Source organism: Pseudescherichia sp. (assembly GCF_032052675.1).
In the GTDB taxonomy this organism is placed as follows: Bacteria; Pseudomonadota; Gammaproteobacteria; order Enterobacterales; family Enterobacteriaceae; genus Pseudescherichia.
Map to the genome: position 1 here is coordinate 37,344 of NZ_DAMBWA010000004.1, position 15,563 is coordinate 52,906.

The 15,563-nt window shown below is 57.0% G+C and carries 18 protein-coding genes; all 18 read right to left on the reverse strand.

Annotated elements, in window-relative coordinates; translation table 11 throughout:
- Window positions 1–26: 26 nt before the first annotated feature.
- The 18 genes from RTX96_RS07000 to RTX96_RS07085 all read right to left on the reverse strand — a co-directional run bounded on the left by RTX96_RS07000 (window position 27) and on the right by RTX96_RS07085 (window position 15,559).
- Window positions 27–785 (reverse strand): TIGR03747 family integrating conjugative element membrane protein, encoded by a 759-nt coding sequence (locus RTX96_RS07000; protein ID WP_006785966.1) that lies wholly within the window; start codon window positions 783–785, stop codon window positions 27–29.
- Window positions 778–2,877 carry a type IV conjugative transfer system coupling protein TraD gene (gene traD / locus RTX96_RS07005; protein ID WP_006785965.1) on the reverse strand — a complete coding sequence of 700 codons (2,100 nt, stop codon included), beginning with the start codon at window positions 2,875–2,877 and terminating at the stop codon, window positions 778–780. Before traD ends, RTX96_RS07000 begins: the two co-directional genes overlap by 8 nt.
- Window positions 2,870–3,358, reverse strand: a complete 489-nt coding sequence (locus RTX96_RS07010; RefSeq protein WP_006785964.1) for a hypothetical protein — start codon at window positions 3,356–3,358, stop codon at window positions 2,870–2,872. Before RTX96_RS07010 ends, traD begins: the two co-directional genes overlap by 8 nt.
- 10 nt (window positions 3,359–3,368) lie before the next feature.
- The gene (locus RTX96_RS07015; protein WP_006785963.1) at window positions 3,369–3,941 is read right to left on the reverse strand and encodes a restriction endonuclease; all 573 of its coding nucleotides are present in this window, start codon (window positions 3,939–3,941) and stop codon (window positions 3,369–3,371) included.
- Window positions 3,941–4,474, reverse strand: a complete 534-nt coding sequence (locus RTX96_RS07020) for an integrating conjugative element protein (RefSeq protein WP_006785962.1) — start codon at window positions 4,472–4,474, stop codon at window positions 3,941–3,943. Before RTX96_RS07020 ends, RTX96_RS07015 begins: the two co-directional genes overlap by 1 nt.
- A gap of 5 nt (window positions 4,475–4,479) precedes the next feature.
- Window positions 4,480–5,115: a transglycosylase SLT domain-containing protein gene (locus RTX96_RS07025; protein WP_006785961.1), complete on the reverse strand. Its 636-nt coding sequence runs from the start codon at window positions 5,113–5,115 to the stop codon at window positions 4,480–4,482.
- On the reverse strand, window positions 5,094–5,816 hold the full coding sequence (locus tag RTX96_RS07030; protein WP_006785960.1) for a TIGR03759 family integrating conjugative element protein: 723 nt from the start codon (window positions 5,814–5,816) through the stop codon (window positions 5,094–5,096). The genes RTX96_RS07025 and RTX96_RS07030 overlap by 22 nt, the downstream gene beginning before the upstream one ends.
- An 11-nt stretch (window positions 5,817–5,827) precedes the next feature.
- Window positions 5,828–6,586 (reverse strand): hypothetical protein, encoded by a 759-nt coding sequence (locus RTX96_RS07035; protein WP_020899224.1) that lies wholly within the window; start codon window positions 6,584–6,586, stop codon window positions 5,828–5,830.
- On the reverse strand, window positions 6,583–7,248 hold the full coding sequence (locus RTX96_RS07040) for a PilL N-terminal domain-containing protein (RefSeq protein ID WP_006785957.1): 666 nt from the start codon (window positions 7,246–7,248) through the stop codon (window positions 6,583–6,585). Before RTX96_RS07040 ends, RTX96_RS07035 begins: the two co-directional genes overlap by 4 nt.
- Before the next feature lie 138 nt (window positions 7,249–7,386).
- Window positions 7,387–7,824, reverse strand: coding sequence for a DUF29 domain-containing protein (locus tag RTX96_RS07045; RefSeq protein ID WP_006785955.1), 438 nt, complete (start codon window positions 7,822–7,824; stop codon window positions 7,387–7,389).
- 133 nt (window positions 7,825–7,957) lie between these two features.
- On the reverse strand, window positions 7,958–8,494 hold the full coding sequence (locus RTX96_RS07050) for a single-stranded DNA-binding protein (RefSeq protein ID WP_006785953.1): 537 nt from the start codon (window positions 8,492–8,494) through the stop codon (window positions 7,958–7,960).
- A 60-nt stretch (window positions 8,495–8,554) separates the two neighbouring features.
- A complete protein-coding gene (locus tag RTX96_RS07055; protein ID WP_006785950.1) occupies window positions 8,555–9,025 on the reverse strand; it encodes an STY4534 family ICE replication protein in 471 nt (156 codons plus the stop codon).
- Window positions 9,026–9,662: 637 nt separating this feature from the next.
- Complete coding sequence (locus tag RTX96_RS07060; protein ID WP_006777725.1) at window positions 9,663–11,684, reverse strand: DNA topoisomerase III; 2,022 nt, start codon at window positions 11,682–11,684, stop codon at window positions 9,663–9,665.
- A 15-nt stretch (window positions 11,685–11,699) separates the two neighbouring features.
- Window positions 11,700–12,254 carry a hypothetical protein gene (locus RTX96_RS07065; protein ID WP_006777724.1) on the reverse strand — a complete coding sequence of 185 codons (555 nt, stop codon included), beginning with the start codon at window positions 12,252–12,254 and terminating at the stop codon, window positions 11,700–11,702.
- Window position 12,255: 1 nt separating this feature from the next.
- Entirely contained in the window at window positions 12,256–12,969 is a 714-nt protein-coding gene (locus tag RTX96_RS07070) for a PFL_4669 family integrating conjugative element protein (protein WP_010615557.1), read from the reverse strand.
- A 416-nt stretch (window positions 12,970–13,385) separates the two neighbouring features.
- Window positions 13,386–14,624 (reverse strand): STY4528 family pathogenicity island replication protein, encoded by a 1,239-nt coding sequence (locus tag RTX96_RS07075; protein WP_006777723.1) that lies wholly within the window; start codon window positions 14,622–14,624, stop codon window positions 13,386–13,388.
- A gap of 99 nt (window positions 14,625–14,723) precedes the next feature.
- Complete coding sequence (locus RTX96_RS07080; protein ID WP_004115572.1) at window positions 14,724–14,972, reverse strand: hypothetical protein; 249 nt, start codon at window positions 14,970–14,972, stop codon at window positions 14,724–14,726.
- Entirely contained in the window at window positions 14,969–15,559 is a 591-nt protein-coding gene (locus tag RTX96_RS07085) for a DUF2857 domain-containing protein (RefSeq protein WP_006777722.1), read from the reverse strand. The genes RTX96_RS07080 and RTX96_RS07085 overlap by 4 nt, the downstream gene beginning before the upstream one ends.
- Window positions 15,560–15,563 lie beyond the last annotated feature (4 nt).

Consider the following 15,563-nt stretch of genomic DNA (forward strand, 5'->3'; position numbering starts at 1 on the left):
TTTGCACGCCTCCGTCCAGCCCTGATTTAAAGATACTTCTTGAATGAGGCAGTGGTCACGGTCACGGCGATACCCAACAGGACAGCCGCCGGCAACAACAGCAGATTGGGGTAGACTGCAGTGGGCCAGGAAAGGTACAGCATGGCGGGCACCACGGCTGCCGGTTTGACCAGTTTCTTGGCATGGTGATAGACAAAAGAACTTTCATACCCCGCCCCGTAACGCCGCAGATCACGCCGCCCCAGCCCCTCAACCAGGGCCACCACCACGACCAGCACAAACAGCGGGACGGACAGCACCAGGATGGTGACGCGTACCAGTGTGATAATGCTTATCCATACCGTGGCCAGCAGGTATTCACGCAGGTAGCCGGCAAGCCAGCCGCTCCAGCTGTTGATTTCCCGCGTGACTGCATTGTCACTGTGCATCTGGTGCGCATACTGCTGCCGGACCCAGTCAAGGAAGCCACTGTCCACAAAGGCCCACTGATACGCGGTGCTAACCCAGCGCACAACCGTCACCGATGGCTCAGACAGCAGCAGGCTGCGGGTGAACTCTGTGGACAGCCACCCCAGCTCGGTGTTCATGACCGCTTCACTGTGCGCCGCCCCGGCTTCCGGCCAGAAGAAGGCGATGCCGATATATTCAATCAGCAGGCTCAGCAGCAGCGAGGACAGCACCACGCCCACCAGGGCCCATGGCCAGCCCCAGAGCAGATTATACAGAATGCCGTGCTTGCGTTCCGGCAGCGTCTGCTGCTGTGGGGGACGTTTTACCTCAGCCATTCGCCCCTCCTGTGACCGGCACGTTCAGGGCCGGGCCGTCCCGCCACCAGGATTCGCCGCTGTGATAGCTGCGCCGCATCTCCTCCGCTATTTTCTCAATACTTTCCGGCATCAGCACATCATCAGCATCCCCGGCAGGCAGCGGCATGCGGATTTTCCACAGTTGCCCTCCTTCCAGCAGGGCAAACGCCTGCCCTTTTGGTAGCGTCACGATATCGGCCGGCTCCAGTAGTGGGACTTTTACCGTCCCGACGCGGTCCTGGGTGCTTGAGGTGAAGTCCTGGTCTGCATTGACATCCGCCGTGTCCTGGTGCCCGGAGACCAGCGTTTTGGTGTAAATCTCCACCTGCGGCAGCTGCGTGGTCAGCAACTCGGCGGTGCGGTTCTCCCTGACGCGCAGCATAATCAGGTTGTTAAAGTTACCCTGTACCTGGGCCGTCTTGGCCGCATTCCCGATGCGTGCCTCAATATCAGAAGACGTCTGGGTATAGGCCGTCACCTGCATGCCGGCACCGCCCCCTTTGTTGATGAGAGGAATAAACTCATACCCCATCAGCTCGTTAAACTCATCGCAGTGCAGGTTAATCAGGGACTTCCCTTCTTTCCCGCCCGGCAGGCCCGCATTGATACCGTGTTTATAAATGTGCCCGGCCACACTCACCAGATCGGCGAACATGGAGTTACCGACCGCGCTCGCCACTTCACTGTCACTGAGCGCATCGAGCCCCACATACACCACGGCTTTTTTACGGATGATCTGTTCCCAGTCAAAAATCGGCCGCGTGTCGTCAATGTCCTGATAATCCGGCGACAGCAGCTCGGCGGTCTTGCCGGTGGTCAGTTTTTCCAGCAGCGGCAGCAGCGACGCCACGATTTTGTCAAAGTAAGTACGGTCATAACGTACCGCTGACCGCAGCCCGTCAAGGATGGGATCATAGAGTTTTTTACCCTCTTCTGAACTCAGGGCAACCTCAATGGCCCAGATACGTAAGGCATCCGGCTGACCCTGCATGTTACGGGGCACGTCGTCCTCTCCCAGCACCTGCTGATTATTCTCAATCTGCGTCTGCAGAGCCGGCAGCTGCGCCTGGATGATTTTTTCCGCATAGCGGATATAGAGATCGGCGATATTGTTCACGTAGCGCATGATCAGCGTGTAGTCAGGGCGCTCACCCAGGGCGACCAGCGCACGGGCGATGATGTTGACGAACCGCCAGGCAAATTCGCGAAATGCCGCGCTGTTCCCCTCACCCGACAGCTGACCGGCCACGCGGGACGCCACCTCTGACACGCGACCAAAACGCCCGACGGCATTATAACGGGCTGAAATTTCAGGCCAGCCAAGATGAAAAATATACAGCTTGTCCCCGCGTCCGGCCCGGTGGGCCTCTGCCCAGACGCGTTTCATCAGGTCTGCGTCGCCTTTCGGATCAAACACGATGGTGACTTCACCCCGCCGGATATCCTGGGTGACCAGCAGCTCTGCCAGCCGGGTCTTCCCGACGCGCGTGGTGCCGTACACCACCGTATGGCCAACGCGCTCCCCCAGAGCCAGGGTGACGTCTTTTTCGTCGGGCTCGATGCCGTGCAGCGCCGGATTGCCGCCCACCGGTGGTAATGGCCGCACCGGGTTCAGCGGCGTATCGGCACTCAGCAGCTTACCCAGCCAGGGCAGACGGTGCTCTGTCATCATTTCGAGCTGACGCGCCCCCAGGTAAAAGCGGTTTGGCTGCAGGTAACGGGCCACTTCAGGGCGCAACGTATCCTGCAGCCGCTGGGTGTGTTTCTGCGTCCAGCGGAACCCCCGGCCTAGAAACAGGCGACGATGACTGACGGGGATCTGTTTAGTACTCATGACATAGCGCGGCAGGCGGCGGAGATTCCGGCGGTAGCGAATAATCTTCATCCCCTGATGCGTGCGGGTGACGGCCAGCGCCGCAAACCCGGCTGCGGTGACATAGCTGACAGACGGAGCCAGAGCGACAGCCCAGGGTGCCTGCACACAGACATACGCCGCCATGCCCGATACCACGGCGGTATTCAGCTCAACGGCCGGACGCAGCAGGGCCTCAATGACGTAACGGTTACTCATCGTCTGCCTCCTTTATAATTTTACCGTCGGCTATACGGATATACGTTCCCCTCCCGGCACCGGCTTCCCTGCAGGAAAGGGAGTGGTAACGCAGGGCATCCGCCAGTAAGCGCCAGAGCACATACAGAACATTCGACAGGATGAAAAAAATGATCCATACAGCCCGCAATGACAGCAGGTAATTGTTCGCCGCGGTTTCTGTGGAGACGGCAGTGACGGTACAGGCTGCCGGCTTTGCATCAGGCGGAGCCGCATTATCAGGCGCCGGGCATTCCTCCCACATGTAATGTCCGGGCGGCGCGGTGCGCCATGCCGTTGCCTCCTTCTGCAACTGGTCGTTCAGGTCACTGACCGGATGGCCGAAAACAAGCCAGGCGAGCAGGTAGACACCGCCGAAAGCGGCAGGCACGAAAACGGCATGACGGAATAAACAGAACACAAGCCACAACGCGTAACGCAGGCTGTTCAGGAAGATGTGCATAAAAGATTCCTCAGAGATACTGCCGGACGTCCTGACCGGCGAGAATGGCCAGCAGGCGTTGCCCGCTGATGATGCGCAGACGCGGTGACGCCGTGCGAATGGTGCGGCTCATTTTTCCGGTACGGCCCGTGTGGATAAACAGCCCCCGGCGGCCGGACTGCAGGAGAAGCCGGTCGAAGTCCTCAACATGTGCGGGGGAAACAGCACGACTGTACCGTTTGGCCTGGATAAGCCAGTGCTCACCGTCAATGATGACCTGACCATCAAGGCCGCCGTCACCGCTGTAGGAGGCATTGCGCACCACGGTCAGCCCCTGGCGTTCAAAGGCAGAGAGCAACAGCTCTTCAAAGACATAGGGACTGACTTTGCGCAGATAGCTCAGACGCTGCCCGTCTCCCGGCAGGCGGGTCAGTTTATCCAGTACCCGCCCCGCCGTTGCCCGGTATCGCCGGTGACGGCGGGTGCTGGCTTTCTCCCGCCGACGCAGGTTCAGAAAGGCCATCACCACCAGGAAAAGGACAACCAGTATGACCGCCCCGTAAGGGTGCGCCATCAGCAGACCGTTGATATCTGGCGCGCTCATCACGGCTTAACCTGCTGCGTCAGGCCGGTATCGGTGATGAGTACCGGATAATGCGCAATCTGCAGGCGACGGGCCAGTTCGCTGCCGGAAGCCGGGGCCAGGCTGACACCGGGTGCCAGCTCGCGCAGCTCGCGCACGGTATCCATGTCTGTGACGTTGACTATCATCCCGGCCGCATGCTGTTCAGCCAGCGCGCCGGCATTGGCTTTCAGCCATTCACGGGACAGAGCATCATCCCCGATCAGAAACAACGCCCCAATGCCGGGCAACTGCAGCGGCCGGTCTGCTGTATTCCCCGGGCTCAGTTCAGGTGTGTTAACGGGTAACATACCCGCCATCCCGTCAGCCAGCGGAACACCGTGGTCCGGCTGGCGTGAAGGCTGTACGTCACTGACGCCGGGCATGCCGGGCTGTTTATTAACGGCCTCAAAATACGGCGCAGCATCTTCACCGCCCAGATCAGCAATCACATTCAGTTCAGCATGGCCGGTCAGGGGAAGGAGGGTAAACAGCAGTAAGGACAGCGTTTTCATCAGGGTTATCTCCCGGGTTCAGTCCAGACGAAGCCTGGATCGGGGGTGAGCGCAGCAACCGAGCGGGGCGCTTCAGCTGCCGGCGCAGAAATGCGGGGTGCAGGGCTGATTTTTGCCAGATGCCCTCTCACAATGGCGCGGTAACGTGCAGCAGGCTGACCACCTGCGGGATGGTGGTAGCAGCCGGCCGCATCCAGCCAGCTGCCTGGCTTACGCGCCCAGCACTCACGCAGAATGGTGGCGGCGGCGTTCAGGTTGGTGTAAGGGTCAAACGCATCCCACGTCGAGGCAAAATGATGACCGTTCCAGCCCAGATTGACCTGGGCAATACCGACATCGATGCGCTTAAGCGGGTGACGCTTCATAAAGACCTGCAGCGCCTGCCAGGCCTGCAGGCGCGTCTCATAGCGATACCCTTTGCCTGCCACATTGATGGTCCAGGGCCATGGCCGTATTCCGCGGGGAAGTTTGCGCGAAGACTCGCTCAGTGATACCGAGTAAAGCGCTTCGGGGGGCACGCCGTGCGCCATGGCCACGCGGACGTAACCCTCCGGCACCGTCTGGTCAGCATGGCCGTCAGGGACGGCCGCCATCAGTAAGCCCAGCGCCAGCGCGCCGGTCAGAATGCTGCGATTGCCCATTTACCGTCTCCCGCCTGCTGCAGTAAAACCGGCATCAGGCCGTTACCAAAGCGCATCCACCGGCCGCCGTCGTGGTTAAGCGTGATCTGGCGCTTGCGGACCTTTTCCACGGGAATGTGATGGTCCCGCGCCCAGCTGCGAAGCGCATCATCACTGCCCTGGCTGTCGACCAGATAGATGTCCACCGGCCGGTTGTCAGCCAGCACGGCAGACAGTTTCGCGTCGCAGGTTGCGCAGTCTTTTGACCTGACGAACAGTGCCAGCCGGCCGCCACTGTCGTGCGCCACGCCGGAGGCGTTCCCCATATTGACCGGCAGTGTGCCCGGATACAGGCGCTGCCAGGCCGCGTTCACCTCACGCTGGAAATCAAGCTCTTTCTGGGTGCGGGCAAACTCTTCCTTCACCCACTTTTCAGCAAACTTACGGCGCTCTGCCGGCGTCTGCGCCTCGATACCGAGGGTGGAAAGCGGATCGAGACCCGGCGACTGGGTACCCCGGGGTCCCTTCATCAGCTGCTGATAACGCTGATAATCGTCGGCACTGAGTCCCCACTGACCGGCCTGCTGCTGCAGGTTTTGCTGTGCGGAGTCCGCCCGTTGTGTTGATTCCTGTCGGCTGACATCCGTCTGTCCTGATGTGGTCGCGGCCAGGGTCAGGGGACTCAGCAGCATGGCGGCTAAAAAGGTGTGTTTCAGTTTCATCATTCGCTCCGTTATTCTGCTCTGAGCACGGTCAGGCGGCCGTTAACCCGAAACGTCGCCTCACCATAACCGGCACTGACCAGCGTCCAGCCGGCAACGGTTTCGCCCTCTCCGACCAGGGCCACCTGCGACAGGCTGCTGTAGCCCCGGGGCGCGATGGCAGCCCAGGACTCTGCCCCCCGCTTCTCCACGCCCGTCAGCACAAAAGGCGCATTGCGGGCCACGCGAAGGGACGGAGCAGCACGACGTGTGTCAGCGGGACGGGGCTTTTTTGCAGCAGGCGCGTTTTTTTTGACCGGTGCGGCGACAGGTGCGGCGGGTGCGGGTGCCGGCTGTGATTTCAGCGCTGTCAGCTGCTCAGTCAGCGCACTCAGGCGGGTTTCCAGCCCCTGCTGGGCGTCCTGAAGGGTTCGCAATGACTGACGCACGGCGTCGTCGCTGCCGGCCTGTTTCGCAGCAGCGCTCAGCTCCTGCTGCATCTCACCAAGTTTTTTCCGGGTATCCTGCAGGCCGGTTTTGAGCGTGGTCACATCTGACTGCAGGGCCGCGACTGTCTCAACAGTGGCCGCTGTACTGCCCTGAGATTCAAGGCGTGCAAGGCGTTCATCAAGGTTCGATATGCCCAGACTGAAGGCGGTGTAGCCCAGCGCCAGAATGCCGGCCAGCGCCACACCGCTGGCAGCGCCCCAGATGAGGCGGCAGCGGGGACGCCAGCTGAATCTTTTACGAGCCGGAGCGGGGTCAGTATGGAATGGTTGCTGTTCGCTCATTTTCTCAGAAACCCTCCGCTGACAGGTTTAACGGGTACTGACTGAGGGGCGCTGATGGCCGGTTGTGACACGGCGGACGGCGCAGGCGTGGACCAGCTGCTGACCGGCGGCGGAAGCTGGGAGACCGGCAGCTGGTAGCCGTCGCGCAGGCTGTGGCAGACCACACGCTGTACATCATCCACCTCAAGCTGCCAGGCCGGACCGGCCAGGACCTGCAGGGCAGTACGCAGGCGCATCGGGCCCAGCTGGTACTGAACCGCCGGCAATGCCTGGCGGTAAAGCACGCCGTTGGCGGAGCCTGTCGCGCACAGGGAATAACCGGACTGGCGCAGGGCGTAACGCAGCGCATCCGCCACGGTAGGATGCAGGGATGACGGGATACGGATATCAATAATCTGGGAGAGAGGGTCACGCTGGGCCGCCTGCGGATCGGTGCTGACCAGCAGATAACGATCGTAGCGCACCACTTCCGGCGTCCGCGCATACTCGTCCGGAGAGACCGGCTGAACGTTGCGGGTGACGGTGGTGCCGGGTGTCGGGTCGGCAGGCGCACGCTGTTGCAACTTTTGCGGCTGGGAAACACAGCCCGCAAGGAGCAGCAGGGGAAGAACAGTGGCAAGCCTGCCTGGTGAAAATACGTTGTGAGAGGTGTTACGTTTCATCCGGAATTTTCCTGTACAGTGATAAAACAGCCCTCACTGTGCGGAATCGGTCCGGTTTCACTCAATTAACAACTGATTTTCCGTTGATGAAAAAAAACGCCACCCGAAAGGATGGCGTTGCGGTGAAACAGACAGTAATCAGTCCGGGTAAAACTCGTTACTGAGAATAGTATCTGTTGTCCAGATGCTGTCTTCAGGAAAGATATCCAGACCTATGCCGGTTTCTTTGGAAGCATCGGCGCGGGCGTCAAACCACACATCCGCAAGCCATTCAGGATCAGAAAACGCGCTTTTCAGGCTCGGCGTCTTGTTCAGACGTCGTACAATCAAATCACGCTGACCTTTAATGGTTAACTCCCAGCTTTTACCTCGATGGGTTGGCTGAAACTTCCATTTAAGAAGGTGGGCCAGTAAGACAGCCATACGGCTGGCCAGCTCACGCTTTTCACTTTTGCCCACGTCTTCAATCTCCTCGGCGATGTTCTCAATATCAATCTGACTGAGCTTTCCGGCACGCAGTAAAGCTGCCTGTTCACTGGCCCAGGCAACAACGTCTGAATCGTAACGTGCTCCCATACAAGCCTCCGTTAGTCAAAAAGTGAAGAAACCGCCAGAACAGATATGCTCCGGGGATAACATAAGATGCAACATAAAAAGTTGCTTCCTGAAGTTTGTCAGAGACAGTCATAACAGTCAAAGCTCCATTAATTCAGAGGGCGTGAATTGCCACTCTGGAACAGTCATACCCGAATCCAATGAACGGTATATCGTCATCGAAGTCCATCGGTGGCGCACCGGCACTGCTGCCGGAGGCCTGGCCACTGTGAGTCGGTCCTGAAGGTTGCTGAGGCTGCCCCCAGTCATTCCGGGAAGACGTATTCTGTCCGCTGCCGGACTGGCGGCCGCCAAGCATCTGCATGGTGCCACCAATATTGACCACCACCTCTGTGGTGTATTTCTCCTGGCCGGCCTGATCGGTCCATTTGCGTGTGCGCAGCTGACCCTCGATGTAAACCTGGGAGCCTTTGCGCAGATATTCACCCGCAATTTCTGCCAGCTTGCCGAAAATAACCACCCTGTGCCATTCGGTCACTTCTTTCTGTTCGCCGGACTGCTTATCGCGCCAGCTCTCAGACGTGGCCAGAGAAAGGGTGGCAACTGCACTGCCGTTGGGAATATAACGAACTTCAGGATCCTGGCCGAGGTTTCCGACAAGGATAACCTTGTTAACGCCGCGTGAGGACATAATCATTTCTCCTGTAAGGAATAAAGAAACACCCCGCGAACGGGGTGTGTCAGGTGCGCATCAGAATGAGTTTTCTGCGTAGTTTTGTTGTGCGGCAGAGCCATTCTGCGGCGGCACGGAGTCAGATTTTTCAGTCTTGTAAACCATTTCCTGGCCTATTTTGATCCAGTCCACCTTTATCAGGCGGGCTTTCAGACTGACGCGCTGTTCGCCGGCATGGTCGCCTTTGTTCAGCGTAAATATGTCCGTGGACGGGTTACTCAGGTTAAAGCCCAACAGGACTTTCTTGTCTTCATCGACGGCTTTCTGGCAGCGGGCGATAAGGCTGGTTGCCTCTTTACCTGCGACAGAAATGTCAAAACGGACGTAGGCCGGATTATCAGTCGGACCACTCAGTGCATTTATTACGCAGCTGAGGAACGAGCCATTCTGATGGTTAACCTGGCGGATGTTGCTGAGATACCCGATGCCTTTGATAGTCAGGTTGAAGTACTCAGATTTTGCAGATGCAGAAGTATTGTTTGCAGACATGATGTTTTCTCCATGGAGGTAAAAAAAGGTACGGCGGAGAAACCATCTGCCCTGACGGGAGTGGTTTCCCGTCGGGGGTCAGGATCGGTTGAATCCTGAGAGTCTGGTATGTTGAAAGGACCTCAATCACTGTGCAGTGATATCCGTTTCCAGAGGTTAAACGGATTTACCACCCGAAGGTATCCTCTCTCAGGCTGCGAGGATTTTCCGGTCACCCGAAGGTGTTTCTCTCAGACCGGTGAAACGTTAGCTGGCAGTCACCCTAAGGCGTTTCTCTCAGACTGCTGAAACTTTAGCTGGCTGTGAAAAACAGCGGTAAGCACTGTTGATTTTTAAACCAAACAAGCCTGGTGTCAACCCATAAAACCAGAAATGAAAACGGCGCTGCATATGCAACGCCGTGGGGGCTGTACCAGACCTTAATGTATCTCACTACTCCGGGGATCCGTTCCCGACGCGATTTTCACGGAGCGCATGCGTCTTACAGTTCCTGCCAGATGTGCGATGGCAGACCGTCGTGCCGGTTGCCAGATTAATCCCGTTAAAGTTAAGCTGGCTGCCTCCGGCAAAGGGGTACATATCGAAGCGTAGTCACATTAGCAGAACCCGGCCCGGGGTTGTACAGTGAAATAACTCATCACTGTGCGGATGATTCTGTTTTTGTCCCTGATGCTGCTTTTTTGCGCTTTGTGGTCTTTTTCCCGTTGGTGTTAATAATACCTTTGCAGTCTGGGTAACGCACGCAACCCCAAAAATCTCCTTTCTTACCTTTGCGTTTACGTGTGGGCCCTTTGCATAACGGACAAGGGGGCGTGACGGGAGCGGTGATTTTCACACTGTCCTGGCGGCCTTTTTCGACAAGGTGACGGGTCCACTGCAGCTGCTTTTGCATAAAGACCGCAAGCGACATTTTCCCCTGCGAAATATCATCCAGTGCCTGCTCCCATAATGCGGTCATGCCCGGGCTCGTCAGCGTTTCCGGCAGGGCCGCAATCAGCTCCCGGGCCATCTGCGTTGAGTGGATGTGCTTCCCTTTTTTCTCCAGATAGTGTCGTTTGAAGAGGGTTTCGAGTACTGCCGCACGCGTCGCCTCTGTGCCCAGACCTGCGTTATCACGCAGCACTTTCTTGAGCTTCGGGTCACTGACGAAACTGGCCGCGTTCTTCATGGCAGCAATCAACGTCCCCTCCGTGAACGGTTTAGGCGGACTGGTTTTCATATCTTTAACCTCAGAACCGGTGACAGCGCAAATATCCCCTTTTGCCAGCGCCGGCAGCGCCATACTGTCACCGTCGACGTCCTCTTCATCGTCATCTTTTTCAGCCTGGAACAATGACTTCCAGCCCGTCACCACACCGACTTTCCCGCGTGTACGGAACAGCTGACCACCGATATTGAAAGACGCCTCCGTCACGTCAGATTCCTGCAGCGGAAGGAACTGGGCGAAATAATGCTGGCGAATCAGATGGTAGACCTTCAGCTCATCGGCGCTGAGGCGCGACAAATCAAATGCCTGTCGGGTGGGAATGATGGCATGGTGCGCGGTGATTTTCTTGTCATTCCAGACACGCGAGACAAACTTCCTGTCCAGCTGATTCAGTACCGGGGCCACAGCGGGATCGGATTTTGCCACTGCCGCCAGAACGTCGGGTATTTCCTGCTGCATCGAAGTTGGAAGGAAACCGCAATCTGTCCGGGGGTAGGTGGTCGCTTTGTGGGTTTCGTAGAGGGATTGGGCAATGGCGAGCACATCATTTGCGCCCATGCCGAACTTTCGGGAGCAGACCTGCTGAAGGGTGCCCAGGTCAAAACAGAGGGGGGCCGCCGTTTTTTCCCGCTTCTGTGTTACCTCCAGTACCACAGCCCTGCCCTGCTGCTGACACAACTGCCCCACCGCCCGGGCGGCCTGGGGATTGATGCAACGCTTTTCCTCATCACAGTACTGCTCAACGGGCACCCAGACTGCCCGGAACCGGACGCCCTCTTTTTCAATAAGCGCATGTACCTGCCACCAGGGCTTTGGCACGAAGGATGTGATTTCATTATCCCTGTTAACCACCATAGCAAGCGTCGGCGTCTGTACCCGCCCGACGGACAGCACTTCTGACACCCCTGAGTCACGGGCCTTAAGGGTATAAAGACGCGTCAGGTTCATGCCAATGAGCCAGTCCGCCTGGCTCCTGCCCTTGCCGGCATCATACAGCAGGGCTGTTTTTTCCCCCGGAAGAATACTGCTAAGTGCTTCCTTCACACTGGCCTCATCCAGGGCTGACAACCAGAGCCGGCGTACCGCGCCACTGTAGCGGCAGTATTCCATCAGCTCACGAGCGATCACCTCGCCCTCGCGGTCGGCATCGGTTGCGATGACCACTTCAGACGCCTTTTTGAGCAGCTTACTGATAACGGTGAACTGCGATTTTGTCTGCTCTTTAACGACCATTTTCCAGGCCTCAGGCAGCACAGGCAGAACATCGGCACGCCATGGCCTGCCATACTGCTCGCCATAGGCTTCAGGGCTGGCAGTTTCGAGTAAATGGCCGACCGCCCAGGTCACAACGATGTTACCGCCGCTGATAAATCCCTGCTCACGCTTGCTGATACCCAGCACGCGGGCAATATCCTTTGCCTGGGAGGGTTTTTCACACAGAAAGAGTTGCATGTGTTGCCTCCCGCATCAGCGTTTTTCACCCGCCGCAACAGCGCGGACATCATTCATCAGCTTCGTGACGCCGGACCCGGCCAGACGCTGTGATGATGATGAGCGATAGACAACATAGAGCCTGCTGCCGGACCCGTTTTTCTCGATTTCGATATCCAGGTGATCACGTCCGTTCCAGTCGGAGCCCATTTTGTAGTAGCTGCCCGGCATGGCGTCCCAGACGGGATGCGCATCATCTTCTGCCGCCGCTTTCCAGTCCCCGTCATTTGCGGCCTGCCGCAGTGCCTCAAGCTCCTGTGTGGAGATAAATTTGTAATGGCGCTTCAGGCGGGCCGCCGCGGTATCCACATCGACCGGCACGGAGAACGTTTTATCGACGGACTGCATGGCCTGTTGCCCCGCCGGGCTCATCAGCGGCATCCCGCCACTTTCTCCGCTGTCGTTGCCGCCTAACGTTTTTGTCAGGTTCGCAGCGGTATCGCTGACCTGTTTATTAATCGCAGCCCAGTCCGTTGTTGCGCATCCGCTCAGTAAAAAGAAGGAGGTGAGGAGGAACACAGGGCGAATCATATTATTTCTCCTCCTGAACGGCTTTTCTCAGAGGTGGAGAAAAGGAAGAGCGTTTCTTACCAGTAAGAATGTCAGTATCGGGCATGCCCAGTTTTTCTATTGCCTGTTGTGCTTCTTTAGTCTGGATTGCTATGTCAGCACGGTTAACCTTGACGGTTCGATAAAGGCGTAGCACACCATATACTTTTCTGATTAAGTGAGCGCAATGGCTCAGTAGTTCATCGCGACGGTTGCGGGATATGAGACCGTAATGAGCCGCCTGGAATGCTTTAAGGGCCATCTGGTCATATCCGACGAGTACCCATACACATCTGTAACCCAGCGGAGAACGACTGTATACGCCTATATTAAGTGGAGACGAGGAGGCAATGTCAGAAAATGAAACAGCAGGGGGAACTGATTTCAATATGACCTCAAGTTCTTCTACCCGGCTTTTGATATGTTCTCCAGCTTCATTCAAAAGCGTTTCAACCCTGAACATCGCCTCATCTGCCCATGGGTTATCTGCCAGGGAATCCTGATAAATAATTCCTGAGCGCTTAATAGCCTGGGGCATACTCATGATGGCATGCTTAACTTTCTTTACACCCTCCTTCGCCTGAGCCTGCGGGCGGCCTTCCCAGAGACGGATAGCATAGTTTGAGTGGATCTCGATTTTCAGGGAGGATGTGAGTCCGCCCGGTTTATCGCTTCGCGTTTCATTTTCAGTGGTCATGAAATCATCTCCTGTAAGATCCCGGTCAGGTTCGACCTGAGTCAGTGATACTCTTCAGGCAGGAGCTTGGGGACAACTAGAAACCAGATCCCTAATCTCGGAAATTCACTTATATGGCTTCATAGCGGGCTGGCTCAGGGCGTTGAAGTAGTCAGTTATATAGAATGACACCTCAAACTGCTTAAAAATCAAAAGATAAAATCCTTTCATGTTTTACTCAAACCAGACCCATACAGTGCTGTACATTTTTTATCCGCCGCTGCCACTCGCAGCACTGTTTGCTTTTTAACCACTGCTGCCACTCGCAGCACCGATTACTTTTTAACCACTGCTACCACTCGCAGCACCGATTGCTTTTTAACCACTGCTGCCACTCGCAGCGGTGGTTGTTTTTTAACCTCCGGTTCTAGAAGTAGCTATCTATCGTTTAGCTTTCTACGAATATCTCTAACCAAATTTCGTATGTTCTCTTCCGATACAGGATGGACAGAAGAACGTGGTTCTGGCTTCCACAGCTGTTGTTCAGGACGCTGAGCATTTTTTTGCACGGCACTCTCAGGCGAATCATCAGCCTGACGGGGCGCGTATAACCTGCCCTCACGGGCCTTTTTCATTACGGCCAGCAACCAGCCAACCGGGTTGCTGAGCTGCTGGCGTGCCATCACCTTTTGCAGGCTGAGCAGCACAAGTTGTGCCTGTTCTTCAGGCAGCGCCTGCAGCTGGGCGGTCAGCATGGCAATATCTTCTGCCGGCACAAGTTCATGCAAACTGTCGGGAAGCACAGGTTTACCCGGTACGTACGTATTTTTATTCACACTGTGTGTGATACTACGTACGTAATGGTTCGGTTTCCGAACCCGGTCATAACTGCCTGTTTTTACTGGCAGTACGGATTCCGAACTCAGTGAATTGTTGTATCTTTCTGGGCTGAGTTCGGTATCCGAACCCTGTTTTTTAGCGATGATTCCTGGCCGTTTATGACTGAGTTCGGTTTCCGAACCCGGTGCGGGACGGGGTATTCGGTGATGATGTTTCGCCATCTGGCTGGGCGTCTGTGGGCGGTCCAGACGCGATTCGATCAGCGCAAGATGGCTGCGATAATGGCGCATGGTGGGGTCGTTTTTTATATCGTCGAGCACTTCGCGGGCGGTCTGGCTGATAGTCCGGTTTTTACTCAGGCAGGCATCCGCCACCGTATCAAGGAAGCGGGGGTCGAGCGTTTCCGCATCGCTGAACGTCAGGGGCTCATCGTGCTGAGCATAGATATTCCCCCGCACCCGCCCTTTATCATCCCGCACGCGTTTACAGAGGCTGAGCCAGCCGGTTATTCGTAGCATAAGCAGGACGCGGCTTACCGTTTCCCTTGAGGCTTTCCCCTTTCCGGGTGAGGCAAGCTGCAGTTGCAGTTCGTCATAGCTGGGGAAAACTGCCCCCTCATTATTTTGTGCATACAGCCGGATCATCATCCAGCCCATCTTGTCCAGTGGTGACAACCGCGTGTCGAGCAACAGCCGGCGGGGAATGGAATCATGCACATTTCCGGTAAACAGCAGGCCGTTACGTATCCTGCCATCATCCCGCCGGGGTCTGGCCGCAAGGCGGGCATTCATTTTATCCAGCGTATAAGCAATCAGGCTTTCTGCAGGCAGACTCATTATTTTTCCTTTTCGGCCGCCATCACGGCCGTTCTGAACTGTCAGTATGCTTAGTAATGCACCCGCGTACGGGTGCAGGGTAAACAGGCTGTCATGCTGCTATTTCCGTATGGCGCTGTTATAGCGTTCGTGGCTGAGAAGAAGCCATGTCCGGCCTTCGTTGCGACTCAGCAAACGCCAGAACGGGCCGAGATCGATTTTGTAGTAACCGCAGCCTTTCTCATCGAGCCGGGTGTAATTACGCGCCCCCTGCCGGAAACGGCGAACCTGACGTAACGCCTTCTGACAGCATTGCGGCGGCGTACCATGGGGAGCCCGCAGGCCCGGCGCAACCATCCTGTATTTCATGCCGTCTTCCTTACCGGCGTTCGTGCCGGAGAAGGCTGCCGGGTTTTGTGCCAGCCGCGGACGGCATGCCAGACGGACGTCAGCGAGACGTTCATCTGTTCTGCAGCCAGCATCATTACGTCCAGCCCGTCAGCACTTTCCGCATCTTCAACGCCGGACTTTTGCCACTGACGCCACAGGGCGGCGTTTTCCTCATCACCCAGTGCGTTACCGCGCCCCGGCCGGACATCGATACCGGCAATACGACGGCGGGCCGCCACGTCCGTACTGGAGAGCCCGAAGTAATTGGCCATCAGTTCAATGGAGCCGCCCAGCGCCAGCGCCCGATCGATACGCTGGAGTCGTTTCTGTTCCGTCCGGGCCTGCTGCAGCATGCGCACCAGATTGCCGTGATTGATGCCCACACTGATGATCGACACCTCACTGCCGGAAAGGTAGTGAAGCTCTTCGAGCGAGAGCCCCTGCAGCATCTGCATTTCCTCGCGGTTCAGTCCCAGCGATTCGCAGCGGCGCAGATAGCCACTTCTGAGATCCATAACCAGCTGCATCAGCAATCCGTTGGCAGCCTGAGATAAACTGTTCATCATTCCC